This is a genomic window from Acinetobacter sp. 231_lipA (assembly GCF_058243005.1).
The window spans coordinates 2,179,039-2,194,189 of the sequence record NZ_JBZAYU010000001.1; the positions used below are offsets into that span (position 1 = coordinate 2,179,039).

At 43.4% G+C, this 15,151-nt stretch carries 11 protein-coding genes; 7 read left to right on the forward strand and 4 right to left on the reverse strand.

The window, feature by feature from the left end; all coding sequences use genetic code 11:
- The first annotated feature begins 154 nt into the window (after positions 1 to 154).
- Genes ppx through AC4CUX_RS10670 form a run of 5 tightly spaced genes read left to right on the forward strand, consistent with a single transcriptional unit; the run spans position 155 to position 5,270 of the window.
- The gene (gene ppx, locus AC4CUX_RS10650) at positions 155 to 1,678 is read left to right on the forward strand and encodes an exopolyphosphatase (protein WP_004692262.1); all 1,524 of its coding nucleotides are present in this window, start codon (positions 155 to 157) and stop codon (positions 1,676 to 1,678) included.
- A 30-nt stretch (positions 1,679 to 1,708) separates the two neighbouring features.
- Positions 1,709 to 2,533, forward strand: coding sequence for an acetyl-CoA carboxylase carboxyltransferase subunit alpha (locus tag AC4CUX_RS10655; RefSeq protein WP_078388708.1), 825 nt, complete (start codon positions 1,709 to 1,711; stop codon positions 2,531 to 2,533).
- Entirely contained in the window at positions 2,470 to 3,816 is a 1,347-nt protein-coding gene (gene tilS, locus AC4CUX_RS10660) for a tRNA lysidine(34) synthetase TilS (protein WP_201950089.1), read from the forward strand. Before AC4CUX_RS10655 ends, tilS begins: the two co-directional genes overlap by 64 nt.
- Positions 3,817 to 3,844: 28 nt before the next feature.
- Complete coding sequence (gene proC, locus AC4CUX_RS10665) at positions 3,845 to 4,675, forward strand: pyrroline-5-carboxylate reductase (protein ID WP_004692257.1); 831 nt, start codon at positions 3,845 to 3,847, stop codon at positions 4,673 to 4,675.
- Positions 4,676 to 4,700: 25 nt separating this feature from the next.
- Positions 4,701 to 5,270 (forward strand): YggT family protein, encoded by a 570-nt coding sequence (locus AC4CUX_RS10670; protein WP_004979206.1) that lies wholly within the window; start codon positions 4,701 to 4,703, stop codon positions 5,268 to 5,270.
- A 146-nt stretch (positions 5,271 to 5,416) separates the two neighbouring features.
- Here the strand turns inward: AC4CUX_RS10670 and polA are convergent, their stop codons facing one another.
- On the reverse strand, positions 5,417 to 8,182 hold the full coding sequence (gene polA / locus AC4CUX_RS10675) for a DNA polymerase I (RefSeq protein ID WP_201950091.1): 2,766 nt from the start codon (positions 8,180 to 8,182) through the stop codon (positions 5,417 to 5,419).
- A 162-nt stretch (positions 8,183 to 8,344) separates the two neighbouring features.
- Here polA and AC4CUX_RS10680 point away from each other — a divergent pair, with 162 nt between their 5' ends.
- Positions 8,345 to 11,041 (forward strand): DUF2339 domain-containing protein, encoded by a 2,697-nt coding sequence (locus AC4CUX_RS10680; protein WP_201950092.1) that lies wholly within the window; start codon positions 8,345 to 8,347, stop codon positions 11,039 to 11,041.
- A 49-nt stretch (positions 11,042 to 11,090) separates the two neighbouring features.
- Here AC4CUX_RS10680 and AC4CUX_RS10685 read toward each other — a convergent pair whose 3' ends face one another.
- Positions 11,091 to 12,014 carry a mechanosensitive ion channel family protein gene (locus AC4CUX_RS10685; RefSeq protein ID WP_183174928.1) on the reverse strand — a complete coding sequence of 308 codons (924 nt, stop codon included), beginning with the start codon at positions 12,012 to 12,014 and terminating at the stop codon, positions 11,091 to 11,093.
- Positions 12,015 to 12,023: 9 nt separating this feature from the next.
- Entirely contained in the window at positions 12,024 to 12,836 is an 813-nt protein-coding gene (locus tag AC4CUX_RS10690) for a DUF432 domain-containing protein (RefSeq protein WP_017396988.1), read from the reverse strand.
- 114 nt (positions 12,837 to 12,950) lie between these two features.
- Between AC4CUX_RS10690 and gspE the strand changes: the two genes are divergently transcribed.
- Positions 12,951 to 14,438, forward strand: coding sequence for a type II secretion system ATPase GspE (gene gspE / locus AC4CUX_RS10695; RefSeq protein ID WP_126037922.1), 1,488 nt, complete (start codon positions 12,951 to 12,953; stop codon positions 14,436 to 14,438).
- A 46-nt stretch (positions 14,439 to 14,484) separates the two neighbouring features.
- Here the strand turns inward: gspE and AC4CUX_RS10700 are convergent, their stop codons facing one another.
- On the reverse strand, positions 14,485 to 14,931 hold the full coding sequence (locus AC4CUX_RS10700) for a hypothetical protein (protein WP_490792393.1): 447 nt from the start codon (positions 14,929 to 14,931) through the stop codon (positions 14,485 to 14,487).
- Between the last annotated feature and the right edge of the window lie 220 nt (positions 14,932 to 15,151).

Below are 15,151 nucleotides of genomic sequence, written 5' to 3' on the forward strand. Positions count from 1 at the left end.
TCTAATTGAAGCTCACGATGTTACTGATCGTGTAACACAATTGTCATATATGCCGAAATTTTAAAGGCTCGTCAATTTCTGACCACAAATGGCTTTTAAATTGCATGGAGGTGAATTAATCTAAGCACAATTCTGTATAGGTTTATATTAAATCATGTCTGATTTTTTGATTGATGAAGAGTTACTTGCTGCCATCGATATGGGGTCGAACAGCTTCCACTTAGCGATTGCGCGAGTGGACCATGGCGAAGTGAAAAAAGTTGCGTCAATGTCAGAAAAAGTACAGTTAGCAGCGGGTTTAGATGAAAACAAAAACTTAACAGAAGCCGCACAGCAGCGTGGTTTGGCCTGTTTATCTCGCTTTGTCGGACGCTTAGGTTCGGTTCAGCCGAATCGTTTAAGAATTGTGGCGACCAATGCGCTACGCCAAGCCAAAAATGGCCATGAATTTATTCAAAAAGCGGCAGAAATTTTGCCGAAGCACATCGAAATTATTGCAGGTCGTGAAGAGGCTCGTCTGATTTATTTAGGTGTATCTCATACCATGGTAAACAGTGGACGCCGTCTTGTGATTGATATTGGTGGGGGGTCGACAGAGCTGATTATTGGTGAAGAATTTGAGCCCATTCATACCGAATCTTTACAAATGGGCTGTGTAGCATTTACAAAAGCCTTCTTTGTCGACGGTGAAATTAACCAAAAAAGTTTTGATAAAGCTGTGGTAGCAGCGCGTAAGGAGCTGTCTGGTATTGCCAATACCTATAAAGAAGCGGGTTGGGATACGGTGGTCGGTTCGAGTGGAACCATCAAAGCGTGTCGTCAAATTACCGTGAATATGGGTTGGAGTAATGAAAAAGAAGAACTCACCCGTGACGGTTTAGATAAGCTTAAAGAAAAATTGCTCAAATATAAACATGTCGCTGAGATGGAATTTGATGGCCTAAAAGAAGACCGTCGAGCAGTTTTGCCAGCCGGAATCGCTATTTTGTATGCCATTTTTGATGTACTCGAACTGGATAAACTGGTGTATTCAGATGGTGCTCTGCGTGAAGGGGTGATGTATGACTTGCTGGGACGTTTTCAACATGAAGATATTCGAGATCGTTCTGTACAAGCGTTAATGGGCCGTTATAACGCCGATCCAAAACAAGCTGAACGGGTCGTGAACATGGCTCAGCATTTGTTTGACGGTGTGGCAGATTCACTAAAATTAACCACAGAAGACAGTGATTTACTGCGTCGAGCAGCTTATCTGCATGAAATTGGTTTAGCGATTAGTCATGCGGGCTACCATCGTCATGGTGCATATTTATTGCAACATTCTGACATTGCGGGTTTCTCGCAAATCGATCAAAACCATCTGTCGCATTTGGTGGCCCATCACCGTCGTAAGCTGCGCAGTGACGCACGTGTCGATGTGATGAAGGTTGGTGGCAACAAATTAGTCTATCTGTGTTTGTTACTTCGCCTCGCAGTTTTACTGAATCATAGTCGTAGCGATCAGATGCTTCCTGCCATTGAATTAACAGTAGGCAATGCGCAACAATGGCAGCTGAGTGTTTCTGGTAATGCCGCGCAATGGCCTTTGCTGGTTGCAGACTTGCATGATGAGCAAGCGCAATTTAAGCATTGGGATGTTGAGCTGGATATCCAATCAGAACAATTTGTCGATGAATAAATTGGTCAATTAGGGATTTATGGTTGAGCTATGAAGAATAAAGCTGCGCAATCCAAAGCATGGACGACGGTTCAAATTGCACGTCATCCTGAGCGTCCGCAATTTTTAGATTATGTGAGTGAAATTTTTACCGAATTTGATGCTTTGCATGGTGATCGCTTATTTGGTGATGATGGTGCAATGATCGGTGGATTAGCTCGCTTTGATGGTCAGCCAGTCATGATTGTGGGTCAACATCGTGGTCGTAGTACGCGTGAAAAGTTACAACATAACTTTGGTATGAGTAACCCAGAAGGTTACCGTAAATCACAACGTTTACTCGATATGGCTGAACGTTTTAATCTACCCGTCTTTACCTTTATTGACACCATGGGTGCATATCCAGGTGTGGGTGCAGAAGAACGTGGTCAGGCTGAAGCAATTGCAACATCTTTGGCACAACTTTCAAGCCTGAAAGTGCCTGTCATTGCAACCGTACTTGGTGAAGGCGGTTCAGGTGGTGCACTGGGTATTGGTGTGGCTGACCGTGTGGTGATGTTATCCCATAGTATTTATTCAGTCATTTCACCTGAAGGCTGTGCGTCTATTTTATGGAAAACAGCTGAAAAAGCAGAGCAAGCCAGCGAAGCTTTGGCATTGACTGCTGAAAAATTACAGAAAATTGGTATTGTTGAATATGTGGTCGATGAAGGTGAAGGCGCTCATCTCAACCCAGAACAAGTCATGCATGCTTTAAAAACCGTTTTAAAAGATGCATTGGCTGAGTTGCAACCAATGGATGCGAATGAACGATGCGAAGCACGTTACCAACGTTTAATGAAGTTTGGCAGCGACAATTTAGGGCTAGTGTCTTAACTGAGTTTCAGGATACGCCTGAACAGCCTCATTTTTTAATCGGATGTAGTGGTGGCATGGATTCCATGCTGCTACTCCATTTGATGTCTCATTTATTTCCCAAGCGCATTCGCGCCATCTATATTGATCATCAATTGCAGGATGTTAGTCCGCAGTGGGGTAGCTTTGTTCAAGAACAATGTTATGTCCTTGATGTCCCATGTGTGATTCAAGCAGTGGATGTTGATACAGGCAATATAGAAAGCCAAGCGCGTAGTGCACGTTATGCGGCCTTTCAGAAGCATCTTCTTGCCAATGAAATTTTAGTTCTCGCCCATCATCAACAAGATCAAGCCGAAACCGTTTTACTCCGTTTACTCTCTGGTGCGGGGATTCATGGACTAACCGCCATGCAGGGCATCGATATACGAGAGAAATTTACAATTTGGCGCCCTCTATTGGCTTTGTCCAGACAGCAAATTGAGCTGTGGGCCGCTGAGATGCAGCTAAGAAATATTCAAGACCAAACCAATTTTGATACCAGTTATGATCGGGCATGGTGCCGAGCTGAATTGTGGCCAATCTTAGAAAAACGCTTTCCGAAAATGCAGCAAGCTTTGGCACGCACCAGTTATTTGATGCAAGATGCCGAAACGATTTTGGCTGATGTGTTGACACAAGATTGGGCCAGTTGCGGGAATGCTGCGGTTTTAAATTTAACCCCATTTCGTCAATTATCTGCACCGAGACAGCGACAGTTGTTGTCCGCTTGGATGAAAGGTGAGGATTTATATCGCCCCGCTTTTGATATGGTGCAACGCTTGTTTGATGAAGTGATTGAATCCAAAGTGGATGCCCAAGCCGCATTGCACTGGAACCAATATTATTATGTGCGCTATCAACAACAGCTCTTTCGTGTCAGTAAAGCAGAGTATTTGGCGGAACAATTCCAGACGATTGAGTCAATTGAGCAGCGTTTTAGTTTAGATCAAGCTTATGCATTGGCTTCAGGGCAATATCACATTGAAACACAAAAATATGGACTGTCTTCTGCATTATTGGAGCAGCCTTTACAGATAAAACCGCGTTTAGGTGGGGAAAAACTACATTTGTATGGACGCATTGGGGCTTGGCCGTTGAAAAAAGCCATTCAGAGCGCACAAATTTTTCCGTGGCAACGTCATACAATACAAATATTAAGCATAGATAATGTTATGCTTGGTGTTTTTACGCCTAAAGGATTTTGGTTGGTCGAGTCGGCTTATTGTGAAGCGGGTGGATGGCAACCAAATTTAATCGCTTAGTTAAAAAATTCAGGATAGAGAAATAATCATGAGCGCAGTGTTGAATCGTAATATTTGTTTTATCGGCGGTGGTAACATGGCTCAAGCCCTCATTGGTGGCTTGATTTCACGTGGTTTACCTTCAACTCGCATTACGGTTTCTGATCCTGTTGAACAAGTTCGTCATTTATTGGCCGAAAAAGACTTGGTGGTGACTGAGGATAACGCATCTGCTATTCGTGAAGCCGATGTCGTGGTCTTAGCGGTTAAACCTCAAGTTTTAGCCAATGTTTTAAAACCATTAAACGGTTTATTTGACGGTAAGTTGATTATTTCGATTGTTGCGGGTGCTGAAATTGCAACGATTGCTGCATTAGCTGGCAGTAATCGTATTGTTCGTGTGATGCCAAATACGCCTGCTTTAGTACAAACAGGTGCGCATGGTTTATATGCCACTGAGGCTGTAGATAAAGAAGACCGTGATTTGGCGAGCCAAGTACTTGCTGCGACAGGTTTGACTTTATGGGTAGGCGAGGAAGCGCAAATTGATGCTGTGACTGCGGTGTCTGGTTCAGGTCCTGCGTATTTTTTCTATATGATGGAAAGCATGATCCGTGCAGGTAAAAACCTCGGTCTAGATGAAAAAGTAGCAACGGCGTTGACGTTGCAAACGGCACTGGGTGCAGCACAAATGGCAATCACGAGCTCAAATACACCAGCTGAATTGCGTAAAAATGTCACTTCACCGAATGGTACAACCCAAGCGGCACTTGAAGTGTTTGATCGTGCACAAATTTCACAAAATATCCAAGCTGCATTGGCTGCTGCTCAAAAGCGCAGTCAGGAACTTGCTCAAGAGCTGAGTGAAAGTAGCAAATAATCGTTTTATTTAGGAAAGTTCAAGTATGGGTGCAAACTCTGCGCTAATTTTTGGCATCATTATTAACGTTGCAATTTTACTGGTGTTCTTCCGTTTTCTCATGCAGTTGGCAGCGGTTAACTTTTATAACCCAGTGGTGATGTCGACCGTAAAAGCCACCAAAATTGTGGATATGTTTGGTCGTATTTTTCCAAATGTAGCGAAAGGCCGCGTTAACTTAGCGGCTTTAGTGCTTTTGGTTTTATTGTACTTACTGAAAATTTTTGGCGTCATGTATCTCTCTGGAGCGATGCCGAATAGTCCTGTGCATTTGGTCATTTTAACTTTTGTGACCATGATTCAGGACTTGATTCGTTTCTGTCGTTACCTGATTTTTGCAACGATTATTTTAAGTTGGGTGGTGATGTTTACGCAGTCACGTTCGCCTTATATCGAAGTGATTCAAGAACTTGCAGAGCCATTATTGGCACCGTTTCGCCGTTTATTGCCCAATATGGGGATGATTGATCTTTCTCCAATCGTAGCGTTCTTGGCGCTGTATATTGCTGAAATGATTATGAATGAAGTGGCGATTGTCCTGCTCACTGGTTTATAAGATTGTAGCGAATAAAAAAAGGACTCGACTATTGCGAGTCCTTTTTTTGTGGTTGAAATTTTTAGGTGAAGACGTTGATATTTCTTCTAGGAGGCAAATGACCTCCATACCAGCCTTCCTCCTAGGAGGAGGATGGTGCAAATGTTTTAGTGGGCTTCATCCCAGTTTCGACCTTTGCCGACTTCAACCAACAATGGCACAGAAATTTGCAAGACGGATTGCATCACGTCTGCCAGTTTCGAAGCCAGTGCATCAGCAATACTTTCATCGACTTCAAAGACTAATTCATCGTGTACTTGTAGTAGCATTTTGGCTTGATCTTTAGGCAGCATTTGATCAACAGCAATCATCGCCATTTTAATAATGTCTGCAGCAGAACCTTGTAGCGGCGCATTGATGGCGGCACGTTCAGCTGCTTGTTTGATCATTTTATTGCTTGCCATAATATCGGGCGTATACAAGCGACGACCCAAAATGGTTTCGACAAAACCTTGTTCACGTGCAATTTGACGGGTACGTTCCATATAGTCGAGCACGCCCGGATAACGTTGGAAGTATTTCGCAATATAGCCACGCGATTCTTCACGGCTAAACCCGAGTTGACGGGTTAAGCCAAACTCAGACATGCCGTAGAGTAGACCGAAGTTGACGGCTTTGGCCTGACGACGTTGGTCTGACGTGACATCTTCAAGTGCGACACCTAAGACTTCAGCCGCTGTACGACGGTGTACATCTTGTCCATGATTAAAGGCATCGACCAAGGCTTCATCTTGTGAGAAATGAGCCATTAAACGTAGTTCGATTTGTGAATAATCGGCTGCCAAGAGCACGCGACCTGGTGGTGCAATAAAGGCTTTACGAATTTGACGGCCAATTTCCTCACGTATAGGAATATTCTGTAAGTTGGGATCGGTCGAAGACAGACGACCAGTTGCGGTCAGTGCTTGGTGGTAACTAGTATGCACACGATGGGTATCACTGTTGGCTTGTTTTAATAAGCCATCGGTATAGGTGCTTTTTAGTTTGGATAACCCACGATAGTCCAAAATTAGCTCGGTAATTGGGTGGTCAATCTTTTCTAAAACATTTTCAGAGGTACTGTACTGACCTGTTGCGGTTTTTTTGCCGCCCTTAAGTCCGAGTTTATCAAACAGAATTTCACCAACTTGTTTCGGCGAGCTAACATTGAAACTTTGTCCCGCCAATTCGGTAATCTGACTTTCAAGATTGGCCATGGTATTGGCAAACTCAACACCGAGTTGGTCAAGGAAGCTTAAGTCGAGCTCAATGCCGTTTTCTTCCATGATGGTCAGGACGCGGGCAACTGGCATTTCGACATTATGTAAAATATTGACCAATTCGGGATGCTTTTGCAGTTTGGCATCGAGCACTTCAAACAGGCGATAGGTTACATGGGCATCTTCCGCAGCATAGTGCGCGGCGGTTTCGATCTCAATTTGGTTAAAGGTTTTCTGTTTTGCGCCTTTACCCGCCACCTGTTCAAAAGTAGTGGTTAAGTGGCTGAGGTAGAGACGCGAAACGTCATCCATCCCGTGACGAGTCGCCACAGCATTGAGTACATAGGATGCCAACATGGTATCGAAATACCAGCCTTTTAGCTCTATGCCATGATTTTCCAAGACATGCGCATCATATTTCAAATGATGACCGATTTTCTGAACCGACTCATCTTCTAAAATAGGTTTGATTTGCGCCAAGATCTGTTCACGATCTAACTGCGCAGGTGCATTTTCATAATCATGCGCAAGTGGAACGTAATACGCATCTTGAGCATCAAACGCGACCGAAAAACCAACAATTTGCGCTACGCGATAGTCTAAACTGGTGGTTTCAGTATCAAAGGCAAAACGTTTTTCTGTACTTAAACGTTTGAATAATTGTGCCCACTGTTCCGCACTGAGCACAGTATGGTAGTTCGCTTGACCCAGTTGGTCATCGACACTGCTTTGAACGGCCTGATCTTCTGTATTGATGACGGTTTCAGACTGCGCTGATTTAGCAATGTGTTGCGTCGCTTGTTTGTAGGTTGCACTATTGGGATTGTTTGGATGATCGAGCGATTGTAACTGTTGACGGAATTCAAGTTCTGTATACAGTGAACGCAAGGCTTCGGTATTCGGATCTTGGAGTTTGAGATCGTCAAAGGTCAGTCCTGTCTCTAAGTCGCAGACAATACTTGCCAGTTGATGATCAAGCGCAATTCCATCGGCATGTTCTTTGATGTTTTGACCGACTTTGCCTTTAATTTTATCGACATTTTCTAAAATGCCACCAATTGAGCCGTATTCTGTTAACAGTTTTGCCGCAGTTTTGGCGCCAACACCTGGAACACCCATAATGCCGTCAGATGCATCGCCCATTAAGGTCAGATAATCAATAATTTGGTTTGGCCACACCCCAAACTTTTCAAACACACCATTCACATCCATGGGCTTGTCTTTAAAGCTGTCTTCTAAGGTGACTTTATCGGTCACCAACTGTGCCATGTCTTTATCGCCTGTGGAAATCAGCACTTGCTGTCCCGCGGCTTCCGCACGTTTGGCTAAAGTCCCGATGATGTCATCTGCTTCTGCACCTGGGAGCATGTATAAGGGGATACCCAAAGCACGAATTAAGGCATGCAAATATGGAATTTGCTCTGATAATTCCTCAGGCATACTTGGGCGGTCACCTTTATAAATCGGCGACAGCACATGACGAAAAGTTGGTTCTGGTGTATCAAAAATGACTGCCATATGTGTTGGCTGGGTACGACGCATCAGTTTTTGGATGGCAGAAATTGCACCACGAATTGCATTGGTATGTAAGCCAGTTGACGTGGTGAGCGGTGGCAAAGCATGAAAAGCACGAAATAAAAAGTATGAGCCATCGACCAAGACAAATGGTGGCATTGCAAGATTCCTTATCCAAATAACCCGTTTATTGTACGTGATTTTGACGCAGAACAAAGTGTATTGATGTACCGATTGGCATAGATGGTTACGGTTATGCGCTTAAAGATGCACTACAAGCTGATGTATTATTTGAAGATGAGAAAAAGAGATTGAGAACGGATGCAAACTGGACAGCGTGAAATTCGCATGATGTGGTTGATGGGGCTCACGATTGTTGCTATTGCAGCATGGTTTCTGGCTGTACCGCTGTTGAGTGCATTGTGTGGAATTGCTTTGATCATGAGTGTTATGTACTATGTTGATAGTATTGAACACCCCAGTACGACCTTGGCGGAACAACGGGACATTACTTTCCAGCCAACGTCAAAAGTGCCGCTTTACCTTGCTGCTTTCGTCATTTTAGTCGGCATGGTGGGGCAATGGGGTGGGCTCATTGGATTGGGGATCAGTGGTTGGTTGTTCTTTTTCTTTCGATGGTTGCGTCGTTTAGAATATCTATTGTTATCCGTGCAAGCACAGCCACATCAGGTGATATCTGACCGATTCCCAGAATCTGAAAACGCTCCCTCTTTACCCACTACTCTAAACAATACAGATGATTTAAGTCTCAGTGAGCAAGTGAAACGCTGGCTTTGGCAGGGCAATCCTGTCTTAAAAGTTGCGATTGTGATACTGCTGATTGGGCTTATTTTATTATTACGCTTTGCCACCGAACATTGGCAGTTGAGTCTCGCTGTTAAGCTGAGCCTCGTTGCTGCGGTAAGTGTGGGCGTTGTGGTCTTTGGTTGCGCACTCCTACAAAAGAACCGCAGTTTTGCTTTGGCTTTGGAAGCACTTGGACTGTCAGGTTTATTTTTGACTTTGTTTTTTGCTTACTACAATGGTGTGATTGCAAGTTTAGCGATTGCAAGTCTGTGCTTTGTGGTGGTGATGGCGCTTACACTTTGGCTCAGTTTAAAACAACAGTCGATTGAGCTGGCGTTGATGGCGCTGATCATTGCATATTTGGCGCCTTTTACCTTGCCTGTACGGAATGCCACTGCGATAGAGTTGGTAGCCTATTATTTGGTCATTAATATTGCGGTTGCTGTTTTAAGCACGTTCAGACCGTGGAAAGTCCTCAACCAAATTGCTTTTTTAATGACGGTGGTCGTAGGCGGAGCGTATGCCTTTTATCAAGGCAAAGCGTCTGAGCGAGACATGCTGGCCGTGTTGGTTTTGGCACATAGTGCGGTCTTTATTTGGTTGAGTTTTCGTTATAGTCAACTGTTGGCGCGTGAGGATTTAACGCAGTTTAAGTTAAAACCGATCTTGGATGTCGCTTTGATTTTTGCTGCACCCATTGTTGCTTTTGCTTTTTTGTATGTGATGTATTTTGAAGAAACGACTTGGCAGGCAGGCTTTAGTCTGGGCTTTGCAGCGCTCTATGCCGTGCTTTATCAACTGCTAAAAAGAGCCCATAGCGTTGAGCTGATTGCGCAAAGTTATCTCAGTTTGACTTTGGTTTTCTTGGCACTGATTCCCCCTATTTTACTGCCTGATCAGTGGGGCGTAGTGGGTTGGAGTGTTGAGGGTGCATTGATCTTTATGTATGCCTTATATCGAAATTCCGCCCTGAGTCGTTATTTGGCGATGGGCTTACTGGCCGTGGCAGGGCTCTCAAGTCTGTATTATGTGGTGGAGCTCAATCGTTTTCCAACGGAAGTCTATTGGGCGCTGTGTCTGAGTTATTTTGCTGTGGTTGCCGTTGCCAACAGCGTAGAGCGCTTTAGACAACAGTTGTCTTTTGCCACCATTGCCTTTTTTTGCTTACAACTGCTTTCAGCAACCACCATGTTGTTTATCCTACTTTTGGATGAAATCGACAGTAAAAGTCAGGTAACGATGGCACTGCTGATTATTGTGCTTTTATATACGGTGTTGAATGAATGGTTGCTCTACTGTAAAGCCAGTTGGTCATGGTTATTACCCAAATGGATTGGCCTGATTCCGTTGTATGCAGTTGCCTTTATTTTCTTGGTGGGCTTGAGCCATGATGGCATCATTATGTGGTCGACTGGTTTAGATCGCCTATTGTTTGCTTTAACGAGTGGATTACTCACGTTGCTGTGGCTTCGCCCGTTACAGGGCGTAGAGGATGAGCAGGAGTGGGTGAGTTTGGGTGCTTTACTGAGTTTAGCGCTGACCAGCTTAACCCTCATTCCAAGTATGCCGTATTTAAGCATGGTCATTTTACCGCTGGCCTTTGCTGCATGGTGCTACACACAATCGACTCAAACGCGATGGAGACAGTTTTGGCAAGCACGCAATACCTTAGTGCTCATGTTGTTTTGGATCGTGTGTTCTCAGATCTTTAGCCAACAAGCTTTTGCAGGGTACTGGCTACCCATTTTCAACCCATTTGACTTGGTCAGTATTGCAATGCTGATTGGTGTCATTTGGATGCTGAATTTACAAATGAAAGCGGGTTTGGAAAAAAGTCTGGGTGCCATTTTGATGATGTCGAGTCTACTCTGGCTCAGTAGTTATGTGGTGCTACGTGCGCTGCATGTCTATTTTGCAACACCCTATAATGACTGGGAAATGTGGGAAAACGCTTTGGTGCAACTGAGCTTTACTTTGCTTTGGGTCAGTTTGGCCTTCTTTTGCATGCTGACGGCAACCAAACGAAACTTGCGTTCATTGTGGATTTTCGGCGGCTGTATTTTGGTCTTGGTGACACTGAAATTGGTCTTGTTTGACTTATCTCATATAGGGACACTCACCCGCGTGATTTCATTTTTAGGTGCAGGTTTGGTGATGTTGGTGATTGCGTATATTGCACCGATGCCTGAACTTGAGGAAAAGACCAATTAAACAAGTTCAGCTCCTTATATCAGCATGGATCATAAGGAGCTGAGACGATTTATTTGATATTCGGTTCTCGTTTAAAGGCTTGCGCATTGGCATATTGATCAATTTCTTCATTGGATAATGGACGCGAAAGCGGATGATCGACAAAACCCATTTTCGGCACAGGAATTTCGATTTGGTTATCCAAGAAACCATTGCGAATACGTTCCTGCATTTCATCGCGCACTTGTAAAAAGTGTTCTTGCTGACACCACACGGCAAACAATAACTCAATCGAAGACTCGCGAAAGGCGGTGACGGTGACGGCAGGTTTAGGGTCTGCAAGCACCAAAGGATATTTATTAGCCACATCAATCAGCACCTCGCGTACTTTAATGATGTTCTCATGAAAGTTAATTGCTAGGGTGATGGGAATGCGCCGTATTGGAAACTTAGAGAGGTTATGAACTGGGGCTCGAATCAGTTGTTCATTCGGTAGTCGTACATAAATGTTGTCCTGAGTGAGTAACTTAACCGAGAGGAGGTCAATTGAAATGACTTCACCTTCAATGGTATTGCCACGAATAAGGGTGATTGAAATGGTGTCACCAATTTCAAAAGAACCTTCACCAATCAGGAACAATCCACTGATTAAGTTGGATGCAGAGGTTTGTGAGGCAAAACCTAAAGCAACCGTCAAAATACCTGCGGCGCCTAAAAACACACTCAGTTTAAAACCAGCTTCTTTGAGGCTGGCCATCACAAAAATTAGGAAAATAAAGTAAAAAATACCACGACGCCAGACCAGTCGTTGGTGGGCGTTAAACTTGGTGCCAATGGTTCGGATAAAGGTATTTGAAACCAGACGTGCCAAGAGAAACCCAACAAAACACAGCACTAAGGCAATTAAGATTTCTGTTAATCGTTCTGTGTTGATGTTGGTAAAAATGCCTTTTAGGCTACTGGTAATTTCTTGGGGAATATTTGAATTTGGCATCTGTCCCCCTTAGAAGAATGAATCAAACATATTAAATAATGCGCTCGCCGAAGAACGCGGTGGATGTACATAAATCACTTTGCCTGCATGCGGAGGCGTACGATTTTCGATACGGATTCGCGGTGGCCGATCGGCACCTTCATGTAAGACTTTAATTTGCGATGTCCAAAGTCGATCCGTACTTTCACTATAAAATAAAGGCAGGGCTGAAACAGGCACGTTCATGCGGTCAAAACGCAGTTGTAAGTGACTGGTGTTGTGGAACTCAATGGGCGTCACCGCACGAAATGCACGTGGTTTGAGTTGATGCAATTCAGTTCGACCATCGACAGCCGTAGCGTAGGCAATTTCACCTGTACGGTGGTTTGGCCCAAACCAAGTTTCTTTGGGTAAAATCACAGGAATATCAAATAGGGGATCGCGCTGACCTTCAATAAAACCCGAAATCCATAACGGAGTGCTGATATACAGCGTCCCGCGCTGACCCGCTGGAATATAAATCGGGTCGACAGGTTTAATTACCACTGAACGATCGGCCAAACGTGGCATCAGTTGAATCGTATGGTGAGTGTTTTTAAACATGTAGCGTTTAATTTCAACCGGTTGTGGAAAGGCGAAATGTGGGTCTTCTATCGCATGCCATTTTTGCTCATAGTCATACTGAACTTGAGGACGATGAAATTCTAAACGCCATTCTTGTAGACCGCGAGTGAGGCGAAAAAGTAATGAGCCGAACTGCCACGCACGGGCTTGATTCAACTCAAAGTTGTATTCCCCCCACCATTTTAAATTGGGGCTATCCGATTCAAACAGTTCATTCATATTAGGCAACAGCACATTTCCTTATATTGCAAATCAGTGAAAAACAGACTTCACGCTGTCATATGCTTAGAGTACACTCAAAATAATATTTTTCATCATTATTATAATTTTAAGATGCAAGTGCTTAAACAATTACAAATTCCCTATAGTTTTGCGAAGCGTCATGGCGTGCTGTTGCGTTACGAAGGCGATCAAGCCTTTATTGTGCGCCGTGAAAGTACGCCGTTGTTGGCTTTGCAAGAGGCACGTCGTTTTTTAGGTGTGGCAGCACAACATCAACTGTGTAGTGATGAAGAATTTCACCAGCTTTTAAGCAGTAGCTATGCAGGGGACAGTGGCGAATCACAACAAGTGGCCGCAGGTTTAGAAGATCATCCCGATTTACTCAGTTTAGCTGACCAAGTGCCTGAAGCTGAAGATCTGATGGATCAAGAAGATGATGCTCCAATTGTTCGTTTGATTAATGCGTTATTGTCTGAAGCCATTCGTGTTGGCGCATCAGATATTCATATTGAAGCTTTTGAAAAGAAACTATCGGTGCGTTTACGTGTCGATGGGCAATTACGTGAAATTGTGCAGCCACGCCGTGAACTAGCACCGCTGTTGGTGTCTCGTATTAAAGTCATGGCCAAATTGGATATTGCAGAAAAACGGATTCCGCAAGATGGGCGTATTTCACTGCGTTTAGCCGGTCGTGAAGTGGATGTGCGTGTTTCGACTTTGCCATCATCACATGGCGAACGTGTGGTGATGCGTTTATTAGATAAACAAGCCGGTCGTTTGAACATGACACATTTGGGCTTATTGAAACCTGACTATGAGCGTTTAACCCAATTGGTGCATCGCCCACACGGCATTATTTTGGTCACAGGGCCGACAGGTTCAGGTAAAACTACAACGCTTTATGCGGCACTTTCGGACCTCAATGATGGTTCGAAAAATATTTTGACCGCAGAAGACCCGATTGAATATCAACTGGAAGGAATTGGACAGACGCAAGTTAACACCAAAGTCGATATGACTTTTGCGAGAGCCTTAAAGGCCATGCTGCGTCAAGACCCTGATGTAGTAATGGTGGGTGAAATTCGTGATTTGGAAACGGCTGAAATTGCGGTCCAAGCATCGCTCACAGGGCATTTGGTTTTATCTACACTGCATACCAATACGGCCATTGGTGCGGTGACCCGTTTAAAAGATATGGGCATTGAGCCGTTTTTGTTGTCGAGTTCTTTGATTGGTGTCATTGCACAGCGTTTAGTGCGAACCTTATGTAGTCACTGTGTGACATGGCATGAAGCCGATACTTTTGAAACACAACTGTTTCAGCATTTGAATCCAAAAACAGAACTTCAGTTACCTCAACCGAATGGCTGTGAACGTTGTTCACATACGGGTTTTACGGGACGGACGGCAATTTATGAAATTGTCGCTGTGGATGATCAAATGCGTCGTTTAGTTCATGGCAATGCCGCTGAATATGAATTAGAAAGTTATGCACGACAACACTCAGGCTCTATTCGTGATGATGGTTTGCGTAAAGTGTTGACGGGGAAAACCACACTGGAAGAGGTATTACGTGTGACCAATGAAGCGGCAGAGTAATGAATACAGCTAAAGATTAAATTTAAAAAATGAAATTTTAACGGGTTCATTTATTTTGAAATTGAGAGCCTTTAAAAAATGCAAGTTCCAGTGCTCTGTATTCCGTAATGTCATAACCAACTTTTTGTTTTATTAAATCAAAAAATGCTGTAAATGCTTTTTCATTTTTTAGCTCTTCGATCAGCTTTAAATACTCAATATAAGCTCTGGGCTTTTCTAGTCTGTATTTATGTGGTTCTACATTGTTTAGAAATCTAAAAACACGGCTGTCCCAAATCGCATATTGCTTTGGGTTTATAAAATGTAAGAGTTGTGATGTACCAACAAGTGAATTGTTAAAGGTAGTTTTTAGCGTTGTAAGTTGTTGTTCATCGATAAGTTTTCCTTTTTTGACTTCATTTAAGATGAAGAGAACTTCTTCTGTATTTTTAAGATTTAGCGCTTTTAGGATCGTGGGCATCCAAGAATAAGTAAAACTTATTCCGATAACCAAATTCTCTAAATTGATAGATTCTAAATTTTGGAAGTAATTTAAAAAAAAGGATAGGAAAGGAGATAATTTTCTTCAATCGATTTAAAATTATTTGCAATATTAGTCAGTTGAAGAAAAGTTTCATCATTTGATTTGTCACGCTTCATTTTAGGTGTTTTTCTACATTGTTTAAGTCAATATAGAATATTTGAATAAATTAAATCCACCTAAAAATTAGTCT

Excerpts from the sequence above, each read along its gene's own strand:
- AC4CUX_RS10670 (WP_004979206.1), top strand. The coding sequence starts at position 4,701 with ATGGGTGCAAACTCTGCGCTAATTTTTGGCATCATTATTAACGTTGCA.
- ppx (WP_004692262.1), top strand. The coding sequence starts at position 155 with ATGTCTGATTTTTTGATTGATGAAGAGTTACTTGCTGCCATCGATATG.
- AC4CUX_RS10680 (WP_201950092.1), top strand. The coding sequence starts at position 8,345 with ATGCAAACTGGACAGCGTGAAATTCGCATGATGTGGTTGATGGGGCTC.
- AC4CUX_RS10690 (WP_017396988.1), bottom strand. The coding sequence starts at position 12,836 with ATGAATGAACTGTTTGAATCGGATAGCCCCAATTTAAAATGGTGGGGG.
- proC (WP_004692257.1), top strand. The coding sequence starts at position 3,845 with ATGAGCGCAGTGTTGAATCGTAATATTTGTTTTATCGGCGGTGGTAAC.
- gspE (WP_126037922.1), top strand. The coding sequence starts at position 12,951 with ATGCAAGTGCTTAAACAATTACAAATTCCCTATAGTTTTGCGAAGCGT.
- AC4CUX_RS10655 (WP_078388708.1), top strand. The coding sequence starts at position 1,709 with ATGAAGAATAAAGCTGCGCAATCCAAAGCATGGACGACGGTTCAAATT.
- AC4CUX_RS10685 (WP_183174928.1), bottom strand. The coding sequence starts at position 12,014 with ATGCCAAATTCAAATATTCCCCAAGAAATTACCAGTAGCCTAAAAGGC.
- polA (WP_201950091.1), bottom strand. The coding sequence starts at position 8,182 with ATGCCACCATTTGTCTTGGTCGATGGCTCATACTTTTTATTTCGTGCT.
- tilS (WP_201950089.1), top strand. The coding sequence starts at position 2,470 with ATGCGAAGCACGTTACCAACGTTTAATGAAGTTTGGCAGCGACAATTT.